This is a genomic window from Bifidobacterium sp. POST2/T3 (B1), assembly GCF_058197115.1.
In genome coordinates, this window is record NZ_JBVPQK010000071.1 from 1 (window position 1) to 10,958 (window position 10,958).

Sequence of the window (10,958 nt, forward strand, 5' to 3'; positions counted from 1 at the left end):
AGCAGGCCGGCGATGACGAGCATTACGGATCCGATAAGCGTGGGGAAGCGTAGAACCACGCCGGTTTTCCAATAGTCGAACATGACGCTCAGAGTCAACCCCAGCCCAATCATGGATATCAATAGTCCGGAAAGGCCGAAGAATGGCAGAGGTCTGTACTCGCGTATCATGCGAAAAATAGTTGACATGACCTTAATCCCGTCACCGAGGGTATCTAGTTTGCTCACCGATCCATTTGGGCGGTCGCGGTACTGGATGGGGATTTCGCAGATGCGCAGGTTGTTATCCAGGCTATGAATGGTCATTTCGGTTTCTACCTCGAAGCCCGAGGAGGTTACGGGGCAGGTTTTAGCAAAGGCAAAGGATACGGCTCTGAAACCGGTCATGACATCCGTCAGATGGGCTCCGAAAAGCAAGTTGATTGAAGACCTGACCAATCGATTGCCAAGACCATGCAAGGGCCGTTTGTTCTCTTGGAAATAGGTGGAGCTGAGACGATCACCTGAGGCCATGTCATAGCCTTGGAGGATCTTGGAGACAAGCTCTGGCGCCGCCTCGGCCGGGTAGGTGTCGTCCCCGTCTACCAGCACATAGACATCCGCATCAACCTCCTCGAACATGGCTCTGATGACATTGCCTTTGCCCTGTCGAGGTTCCTGGCAGACGATGGCGTTTCGTTGCCTTGCTATGGAAGCCGTTGCATCCGTGGAATTATTGTCGAAGACATACAGGTCGGCCGTAGGCAAAGCCTGACGGAAATCGTCGATTACCTTGCCTATAGTCATCTCCTCGTTGTAACAGGGAATAAGCACGGCCACGTGTGCTTTCTCGTTCTTCCTTATTGCTTCCACAAGGCACAAGCTTACCAATCAGCGCAACAATGAATCAGGGTCGTATTCTGCTGCTTCCTGGTGGTGCTACAAGGTAGGCGGAAGGATAAGCTGGGATCGTTGACGTATCCAAAAGTATGCAAAGGGAATCATGGTCGGACTTCGCAGGACTGATTCGAATCGAATCAGGCCCATCGCACATGGCAAGAACCGTGACGTGTTGCTGCAAGGCAGAGCAATGGAAGGGTGCTTCTTTCCTCTGCTGCTGGGAGTGCTTTTCTCTCTGTCTTCAGATGCAGGAACCTATGGTGCCATTCAATGGGGTCAGGCGCATCTGTATCTGAATATTGTGCTCTATGGAATACTCTTCTGGGTCTTATTCGCTACGATGTTCCGGTTCTGCTTTCCCGAAAGGATCGGTTCTTTTTCGGATGACCGAGCCGGAAAGCAAAAAAACAGCCTGATACGACGACTGTACTTCAATCATATTGAATCGCCCAGAGGCGTGCTCTGCGATGGCATACGGATTCTCATCTGCTGGCTTCCGTACCTGATACTTCTATACCCGGGTTCGCTTTTTTGGGATACTGGTGATCAACTGGCCCAATACTATGGGATTGCAGCTTTCAGCCAGGCCCCTGGCGTCATATCTGACCGTCATCCCTTTTTCGACACTTTTCTTTATGGTTGGTTTTCCGATCTTGGCCGGTTCCTGGCGGGCAGTCCGAATTTCGGTTTTTCCTTGTATGTCATAATTCAGGTCATACTTTTTGCGCTCTGCATCGCATGGCTGCTGGCCTATATGTCCACAAGGGCGATGAGGAAAAGAATCATTGCCCTTTGCACAGCCTTCTTCTGCCTTTTCCCTCTGGTTCCCATGATGGCTATGATGATTTGCAAGGATACGACTCATGCCCTGTTTTTCCTGCCCTGGGCCATCCTGTTTGTAAAGCTGGTCGATGGCCGGCTGGAACCTTTGAAGAACCCCCGTTTCCTCAGCGCTTTCGTTGTTCTGACCCTTCTAAGCTCGTTGACAAAGAAGATGGGCCTTTACATCATTGTGGTGAGTCTGCTCCTGCTGGTTCTCGGCCATTTCCGAAGGAAAATGAAGGTTCTGGCCGCTTGCTTGGCAGCATCGACTTGGCTGGTTGTCAACATGCTGATACCCACCTGTCTTTTTCCTGCGCTGCATGTGGTACCGGGGGAGAAGGTCGCAGCAATTGTCATGCCTGTACAGGTGCTGTCCAGGACGGCTCATGATCATCCAACAGCAATCGCCGATTCCCAGAAAAAAGCAGTAGATGAGATGATGCCTTTTGGCTGGGAGGGAATGGCTGCAAAGTACATACCTTATATATCCGATCCGGTCACCGGCTATGGGGCGAATGGTCCTAAAGGGTCCCTGCTCGGTTTCGCGCGTTTGTGGGTGAACTTAGGACTTCATCATCCCTTGTCGTATTTGAATGGCTTCTTCTGCTTAGAGGGTGGCTGGACGAGTTTTGTCGGACCGCAATCCACCAAGGCCCAGAAACCCCCATATAGGCAAGATTCCATGGTGATGCGCGTGTATACATGGACCATGACGAATCCTGATACTTACGGTTGGCTGCAAAAAGATCCGCACCCCAATGGGCGTCAACGGCTGGCCGACGAAACATACCAGACGCTGACAACCATCCCGGTGTTGAATGTCTGCTTCTATGTGGCTATCTGGTCATCGGTCGTACCCTTCTTCATTCTGTATGCCGCTTGGAGAAGGCGTGCAAGGGAGCGCTTGGTGGTATTGGTCATGCGGCTGGCGCCCTATTTCGTTTCAGTGCTGAGCCTGTTCGCATATCCCATCTCGTTTTCCGTCCCAGGACGGATGGATCCCACAAGGTATGTGTTTCATGCAGTGCTGACGGCTCCCCTGGCCCTAGGGGCTTTGTATTCAGCCAATAAAAAGATGTCTGAAGAAGGGGATTTTGCCGCCGACCCAGCTTATAAAGGTAGCGATCAAAACAATAGCGGCCACCAGCACAAGATTGATGAACATGGGCGCCTTGTAGAATAAATGGAAATGCAGGACCAGATCACGGGTTACCAATATCAGCATCAGATGCAGATAATAGATGCCAAGCGTATTGGACCCAATAGCCGTGACGATTGCATTCAGGCCTGACGGGACTTTCCTGACCTGTATGAATAATTGGAATAGGGCAATAGTCAATATCAAGGTTAAAACGTTCTGGTAACCAGAGTCTACATAGAAAGATATGCCCTTTGCCCGAGCCTGGAACCGTTGCAAAGTGAAAAGCAAGCCCCAGGCCAGTAGGGCCATGAGAGAAAGGCAGATGTTCTTCGCTCTCGTGCTTGAGAGGTGACGAGACAGCCAGGCTGCCATATCGTGCCCGTAGCCTCCGGCAATGAAATACACCAGGGCGTAACCATAGCCTCCCAGTATGTTGTATTGGCTGAGCGAGGCGAGCACTTGTGGAACCTGATGCCCGCAGTAGCTTGCCAGTATGTCTTTGGCATTGTCTCCGAGCGTTACAGCGAATATCAGAGCGCCAAGCACAATTGTGACGTAGCCCAGATATCGTTTCCCATCCGGGTCATCGTAGACAGTCTTCAGTATGGGGAAAACAATGTAAATGGCCAGCAACGCATTGATGAACCAGAAGTATCCCAGAGGAACCACGTCGTAAGAGCCGCCCAGAAGATACTGGGGAACCGATTTCCAATCTATGCTTTTGTGCATCAGGGCACTGAGTATTGGCAAGCTGAGGATCTTCCATGTCAGCAGGATGAATACCATCCTAAGGATTTTATGAAGATGCTTGTCCGCCGAAAATCGCGAGTTCATCAGAAGATACCCATTGACAGCAAAGAACAAGGGCACTCCGACGACTGAGAAAGTTGAGGCAAGGTTGTTCAGTGCGGTGTCGCCGACAAAACCGGTGTAAAAAATGTAATGTATAAAAATAACAAGAAATATTGCCAGTGATTTCGCCAGATCCAGGCCAGCGATCCGATCCTTATGGACTCTGTGTCTCGCTGCATGTTCAGGAGGAGCAGCTCTTCGCTGGTCGTTCATCTGCAGCCTCTTTCGTGTGAAACCCCCATATTTAATCATGCGCATTCGCCGGCGAGAACTGGCTCCAACCTCTATTCCACAGTCGATTCTGAAATGTCAGCAGAAGCCACAACCAATCACCTCAACCAGTCGTACCGATTTTACTCCCCTTGAAACTGTGGCCCACATGGTTATTGGGTGATGTTTACCTATTCCCGTCATGAGCAGTCTATGCATAAAACAATCGGTGTGATTTCCAAGGCGTTCCTCCAGGGCTCTGCTATCGAGCTGTTGGAGAACTGATGAGAGTTGTTGCCTACCGGTAGGGAATGCGAGTCCAGCCTGGTAAAACTAGACTTTGTGGCATGCTGACTGCAAGGAATTCAAGTTCTTGGCAATCCAGGAGCGTTTATCTTCATAGAGTTGCCGAAGGTGAGGTGGAGTTTATGTCTACGGGCCTGTCTTTGAGGGAGAAGCGCAACAGACTGAGACGTCTTGGTACCCGATGCGGTCGGGCTCTGGTGCCTGGTCGTCCACGAATCATTGCCTCTATGACCTCGTACCCTGCCCGCATCGAGACTGTCCACCTGGCAATAAAGTCGCTGCTTGCCCAAAAGACCCTGCCAGATTTGATCATTCTTTGGCTCTGCCGATCTGATTTTCCAGGTGGCGAGCGTGACCTGCCTTCCAGCTTGAGAGACCTGCTTTGGATGGATGTCCAGGTGCGTTGGGTCGATGACGATTTGAAGCCGCATAAGAAATACTATTGGGCTCTGCGCGAATTTCCGAACGATTTGGTTGTCACAGTTGATGATGATTTAATCTATAGGAATACCATGATTGGGGATCTTCTGGCGACCCACCGCCGCTATCCGCAAACCATAGTGGCTTCCCGCACCCATCTCATCACTTTTAACAGCGATGGCAGTCGTAAAAAATACGAGGATTGGATTTACGAGGCGCCGCATTATCATCCCCGTCTGGTGGGTGTGCCATCCATGCGACTTTTTGCCACCACTGGTGCCGGCACGCTCTTCCCTCCACACTTGATGCCGGACTCTACCTTTAACAAGAACTTAATCATGTCTCTATGCCCCACCACTGATGACGTGTGGTTAAAAATTATGCAAGTAAGGGCCAATCGACCTATTCCTGTAGTGGCTTCCAGAGATGATCAACTTTTGCAATATGTGCCTGGTACCCAAGAAGAGGCACTCTGCCATGTCAATACTGAGAGCGGAGGCAACGATAAGGTTTTCCAACGAATACTCGGCTATCTAAACGCCAATGGATGCCAGCTGGATTTCGACAAGGCCGTCCGAGACGACAAGCTGGATGACCTGCTGTGATCTGCTATTGCTGTGCAATGGGCAATTATAAGTTCAACGATTTGCATACCCTCACTAAGGACGAGGTCTCGAGTAGAAAACAATCTGATACATAAAGATGCTATACTTTATAAAAACCAGCGATGCTGGCATCTCAGGGAAGGAGTAGCTATAAGACCTAACTGGATTACATTGACAAGGATTTGCAAGCCAATTTTTCCAATAGTGTGTCATTTTTCATGACACACTCGATTGTCAACAGCACAGGGCAGTGTATAGTGATGTTGCGAAGGGGCCGGTTGGGTTCTTTCCGGATATAAGAGAATACGTAGTACAACTTATAAGATGAAGGAGAGTAAGTTGTCACAAGTTAAGAAATCCCTACCGTTGAAGCTGGGAGCCAGCCTGATCGGCGGAGCCACATTGCTTGTATGCGTTGGAGCTTTGACGCTTCCAGCACGTGCAGCGGACTCGAATTGCGGCGATGAAAATACGATTGCTGAGTGCGTTCCTGACGAACACCTGGCTAACGCCATTGCTGTAGGTTTTAATAATGGTGATCCGACAAACGCAAGTACCACACACAAAGTGGGCGAAGTCAAAGTCAAGGATAATTTGGTTGTGGATGCGCACGGTTTGCAAATCTACGATCTTAGGGGACTTGGAACTTTTGATCGGATTACGGAACTGCATCTGCAAGACAACCAAATTCGTGATTTAAGTGAGCTCGCGAACCTCCCCGATCTGAAGACACTAGATTTGTCTAGGAATCATATAAATAGTAATTTGTCAGAAATTGGGGCAAAGGACAAGCTTGAGAGCCTCACGATTAATTCCGACGGAAATTATCGGTTGAGGGATATCTCGGCTATCGGCTCGTTTAAGAGATTAACTGAGTTGAATCTAGAGGATCAGAAGATTTCAGACGTAACTCCGCTCAAGGGACTGTCTCTGCTGAAGAAGCTCGACCTCTTTAATAACAAGATCGTCGATGTCTCTCCATTGGGTTCCTTGAACAAGCTCGAAAGCCTTAACCTAAAAAAGAATCAAATTAGGGACATACTTCCTATAACCGGTTTGACAAGTCTATCCCCCGCCAATGGATTGGATGCAACAGACCAGGATGTCACTATAACCCCTCGTCATGAGTATAATAAGGATGCCGATTGGGTTATTGATGGCATCAAGGTAAATTATTATGGCGATGTTTACGCAGAGATTCAAAATCCTACGGTGAATAAAACTACTCCTGTCACAGATCCCGCCAAGATTAGAATTCCCCAGAATAACAGTAAGATTTCATTCCTGGCACCTGCCAAGTATCGGAGTGTTGAGTTCACTTTTAGTGGACCTGTTAGCACAAACAATCGCATCAAGCTTGGTACCTTCTCTGGCAAGGCCATTCAATATGCAAGCGTAGTGAAGAGACTCTCTGGCAATGTCAGATACGACACTATGGGCGCAATCCTGGATGAGTCGAATTATGCACAGAGGGGCACAGTTATTGTGGCGTCTGGTGAGAATTTCCCTGATGCACTGGCTGCCTCTGGTCTGTCGGGCAAACTGAACGCTCCTGTTGTGTTGACTGATACATATCAGCTTTCTGCTCGCGCAGATGGTCAGCTGACACGTTTGCGTCCTACCAGGGTGATTGTGGTAGGAGGTCCATCCGCTGTGTCTGATGGTGTTGTCGATCAGATTGCCAATAGGGTAACGGCCCCCAGTGAGGCTGATGTTGTCAGAATCGCAGGTGCGACTCGTAGAGATACTGCCAATGAGATTTTCGCTCAAGCCGACAAGCAGCATGCTAAGGGTCAACCTGACCAAGATTGGAATGCCGATACTGCAATCATTGCTACAGGCGACAACTTCGTTGATGCTCTGTCCATCTCCTCTGTGGCAAGACAGAAGAAACTTCCTGTCTTTCTGAGCGGTCAGGATGGTCTTGACGCAAACACGGTGAAGGCTATCAAGGATCATGGCTTTACGAATGTCATCATTGCTGGTGGATCACAAGCGGTTCCGCAGTCTGTCGTAAGTCAGCTGAAAGCTGCTGGAGTTGATGGACCCAATATCCAGCGCATCGGTGGAGCAACGAGGTATCAGACTTCGCTGCAAATTGCCCAATACCAGAGGCAATTCTATGGTGCAAGCCTAAAGAGCCCTGTGTTTGCTACGGGTGAGAATTTCCCTGATGCTCTTGTTGGTGGTGTCTTCGCAGGTCAGAAGAACAATCCGATTGTGTTGGTTAGCCCCGATACTGCAGTAAATACGGATGCTCTTAACTGGATCAAGGCTACTAGCAAGAATAGGCCCCGTGGCTTCAATCCTGACACCGATTTCGCATACGTCCTCGGTGGGCTTGATGCTGTAAGTGCAGAGGTTTCAGAACAGATTTCTTCAATCTTGGGAGACTGAGTTCAGTCTGCTTATGGTTGAGAACCTCTAACCAGATAGGCTAAAGGAATTCCCAGCGACGAAAGTCGTTGGGAATTCCTTTTTATTGAGATTATAAGTTAAGAAACGCTATATTCAGAGTGAATAAACTAGTTTTTGGCACGCGACTGAGAGTTTTTATGTCATTCTGTTGACACTATTGTGCAATGTGAGAACATCATGTTTTGTGTTCTTTGTAGCTTATAGATTTGTAATAACCTCCACGCACCAGCGTAGGGTGTGTGTAGATAAGGCTCTACAAAGTAGACTATATCTGTGTTAATTAGTGTAGCTGTTATAGCGGGAAAAATTTGAGTTGTAATTATGAGATTGAGCAAAAGTACGGCTGCTCATTTTATAATAAAATCAATTTATATTAAACTTGATAATGTTAATACTCTAGCCATGCATTTGAATAGCTAAAGCAACGATGAATTGTTTTAATGATTGTTTAGTGCCTAAATACAACATGGAATAGCTGACTATGAGAACTAACTCATAGATGGTCAGTCTTTCACAAAAGAAACTCCATTACTCTATTTTCGGTTTCAGATCCTAAACCAAACATGTAGATGGGGGGATCTTATTCTCTGCTAAGTAATACGCAGATTCCGAATTCTGAAAAAATTTGCTGGAAAATACAGTGTAGGATCGATCATCTAAGCTTAGAACAATGACGTTCGGCAAACTTCCGAGGTGCTTACAGGTGAAGACAGATCTAGCGGAGCAAAAAAGAGCACGGGTTGAATGGTCGAGTAATGCAGTATTTTCTCTTAAAAGTCATAGGCACCATTCAAGACTGTACTGGTCTTATTGCCTGGGTCTTTTACTTGCCTTTCTCATTGTTGCAAGTTGGTTACCTAAAACTTGGAGCATGTGGAACCTGCCTATCCAGGCTATTGATGCGCCCTCGCATTATTACTTCATTCGGAAGCTAATTCGGAACGGCATGTCAGTTGTGTGGGAGCTTAACCCTAATGACAGTTTTTATCCCCCCTTGTTTCATGTTTTAGTCCACGTATTGCTTAGTGTATCGAGCTGGTTGGGGATTCAGATCAATGTATTTACTGGACTTAATTTGATATGGCTTGTAACCTCGGGTCTTCTTTTTCCCATGGGTATGTTGCTGTGGTGCTCTTATTTTTATTCAGATGCTTCAAAGAGATGTCAGGTCATCCTTAATATTGCAGTTCCGGTGCTATCCGTGGTATCGGTGGCCCAGCCCTATTGGATGTTGAACGCCGGACCTCTCATTGCTTATGGGCTGGCTACCTCGATACTGCCTTGTCTGATGTATTCCAGTCTTAGGTTAATGGATGCGATCACCACACAGAGTGAGCGTACAGTTGCTCACGTACTCCGTTGGTCTCTGCTGACAATTGTTCTCGTCTTGCTTATGTTATTGGCTCACCCTCGAGTTGCATTTACCTATTTGGTCTTCATAGGTCCGTTTATACTGGTGAAGATGTCCAAAAGAGACATCGTCTGTTTCATGCTCTGTATATTGGTGGCAGCTGGGCTTTTCTTTGTCTATGTCTCTCACCGTGATCACGGCAAGGATTACCTGCATCCTTCATCATGGTTCCATACCTTTCGACCTACCAGAAGTCTTGGCAATGCGGTGAAAACAGTGTTGACTGACGCAATTCCGGGCCTTGCAGGCATCTTTATGGCAATTTTAGTTTGTATATGTTTTATTGCAGTCTTGTTGCTTTGCGGGGAGCGTTTTCGTGATGCACTTGCTGTGGACGGAGCATTTCTTCTTACTGCTCTGATCTTCGTTTCCAGTTCTGCACTCACTGGGCCTGTGGCCAACGTGATCACTGCTGCCTGGTACCGTGGCGAGACTCGGCCCCTGACCATGATACCTTTGGCGGTTGTTCCTCTGCTGGCCTTTGGCCTGCGTTGCCTTCTTGAGTCTCGTCCTGTCAGAAGCCTGAAGACTCAAGCTCTATTCCGACCAGTTTCACCGCAGGTTCAACTCTCGCCTGTCGGTGTGATCACGGTCTTGCTTCTGGTCGTAGTTTTGGTGTTCTGCTCGTGTTTTGAACCAGCAAAAAAGCAATTGTCAGCCATAGTCGCTGGTAGCACGGATATCGAAACGCAAACTCCAGGGGAGCAATTGAGCCACGATAAATACTATGCCTTGAAGAAGGTGCACGAGTTAGTGGAAGACAATGCTGTAGTAGTGTCTGACCCCTTGAATGGCTCCATGTATGGAATGGCTCTCTACGGAATGGATATGCTGTATCCGGTATATAACCCCATGGATACGAAAAATGGCCAGGTGTTTGGACAGGTGGAGCGTGCATTCGCCTCAGGTGATTCCGAACGCTTGCTGCATACAGTGTGCCCTGTCGTGACCAGCTATAAGGCAAAGAGCCAACGTGAAGAGAGAAGCAACAAGTACTTTTTGACCATGGGTCCACAATCTCCAAGCCTGCGTATGTTCACCTACAAGGCGCAGTACTATCCCTTCCATGATGACCGTTTGATCAATGAATATGAACAACGGGGAACACTGGCAAAAATCAGTGCCCTTGATTCTCCCAATGAACCGGGGAGCCAATGGAATCTATATCGATTCGCATGCAGATGAGCAATCTATGCGTCTTATATTTTTAGGGCTCGAGAGGTAGTTGTTGGTTATAGGATTGGGATGCATACGAACAGTGTGCCTTGCACTGCTGCTGAAAGAAATCAGACGCTGCCGACCTTCTTCACAGAAGGACCGGCAGCGTCTGGATTGAGCTAGTGCCGACCTTCCACTGCCCTGGCTACCGTTTTCAAGATCTCGCGACGGGCGCTGCCGATTGGGGCGATAGGGTCTACCAACCTGCGGAGTCCATTGTCCTCAGCAATCACGCGTTCATGCTGTGCCACCTGTATCTGATTATGGGAGGATCCAGACAGGTGTTGTATCAGGCTCTCGTAGAAGGGGGTCTGTCTGGCGTAGGACCAATACACGTCAGCCAGATCACAGCTGGCATCATTCCAAGGCTTTATGAATCCAGCGTAGTGAATAATCCTTGGCTGCTTACGGGACTGGAGGTAGTCGCGGTAGGCATTGGCTGGTGCATGGCTGAATATACGCTCCAGCCTGGTGTCACAGTCATGTATCACGTTCCATGGCCAATCCAGGTAAGTCACCCGGCCCTGGCATTGGGCGTTGAGAACATCCTGGTCGTTGTAAATGAACCTGGAATTCGAAGACAGCCGCAGCCATTCCGGTAGGGAGTGCAGCTTTCGCATCTCAGCAGTGTTCAGCAACAGTACGCCTGCCTGGAAGTAGGAATAAGGATCCCGCAT

At 48.5% G+C, this 10,958-nt stretch carries 6 protein-coding genes and 1 pseudogene; 4 read left to right on the forward strand and 3 right to left on the reverse strand.

Going from position 1 to position 10,958, the window contains the following annotated elements; translation table 11 throughout:
- Positions 1–785, reverse strand: a 785-nt coding sequence (locus tag AC0AP0_RS05070) for a glycosyltransferase family 2 protein (RefSeq protein WP_490429586.1), incomplete at its 3' end; no start/stop codon positions are given.
- Positions 786–1,218: 433 nt separating this feature from the next.
- Here AC0AP0_RS05070 and AC0AP0_RS05075 point away from each other — a divergent pair.
- A pseudogene (locus tag AC0AP0_RS05075) lies at positions 1,219–2,607 on the forward strand (DUF6020 family protein); the annotation flags it as partial.
- Positions 2,608–2,760: 153 nt separating this feature from the next.
- Here the strand turns inward: AC0AP0_RS05075 and AC0AP0_RS05080 are convergent.
- Positions 2,761–3,906 (reverse strand): acyltransferase, encoded by a 1,146-nt coding sequence (locus tag AC0AP0_RS05080; protein WP_490429581.1) that lies wholly within the window; start codon positions 3,904–3,906, stop codon positions 2,761–2,763.
- A gap of 530 nt (positions 3,907–4,436) precedes the next feature.
- Here AC0AP0_RS05080 and AC0AP0_RS05085 point away from each other — a divergent pair.
- The 3 genes from AC0AP0_RS05085 (at position 4,437) to AC0AP0_RS05095 (ending at position 10,248) form a co-directional block, all read left to right on the forward strand.
- Positions 4,437–5,234, forward strand: coding sequence for a glycosyltransferase family A protein (locus AC0AP0_RS05085; protein ID WP_490429582.1), 798 nt, complete (start codon positions 4,437–4,439; stop codon positions 5,232–5,234).
- Positions 5,235–5,573: 339 nt separating this feature from the next.
- On the forward strand, positions 5,574–7,631 hold the full coding sequence (locus tag AC0AP0_RS05090) for a cell wall-binding repeat-containing protein (protein ID WP_490429583.1): 2,058 nt from the start codon (positions 5,574–5,576) through the stop codon (positions 7,629–7,631).
- Between the two features lie 724 nt (positions 7,632–8,355).
- Positions 8,356–10,248 carry a DUF6541 family protein gene (locus AC0AP0_RS05095; RefSeq protein ID WP_490429584.1) on the forward strand — a complete coding sequence of 631 codons (1,893 nt, stop codon included), beginning with the start codon at positions 8,356–8,358 and terminating at the stop codon, positions 10,246–10,248.
- A gap of 152 nt (positions 10,249–10,400) precedes the next feature.
- Here the strand turns inward: AC0AP0_RS05095 and AC0AP0_RS05100 are convergent.
- The coding region (locus AC0AP0_RS05100) for a glycosyltransferase family 8 protein (RefSeq protein WP_490429585.1) at positions 10,401–10,958 on the reverse strand (558 nt) is incomplete at its 5' end.

Coding starts and splice junctions, on each gene's coding strand:
- AC0AP0_RS05080 (WP_490429581.1), bottom strand. CDS start 3,906: ATGAACGACCAGCGAAGAGCTGCTCCTCCTGAACATGCAGCGAGACAC.
- AC0AP0_RS05085 (WP_490429582.1), top strand. CDS start 4,437: ATGACCTCGTACCCTGCCCGCATCGAGACTGTCCACCTGGCAATAAAG.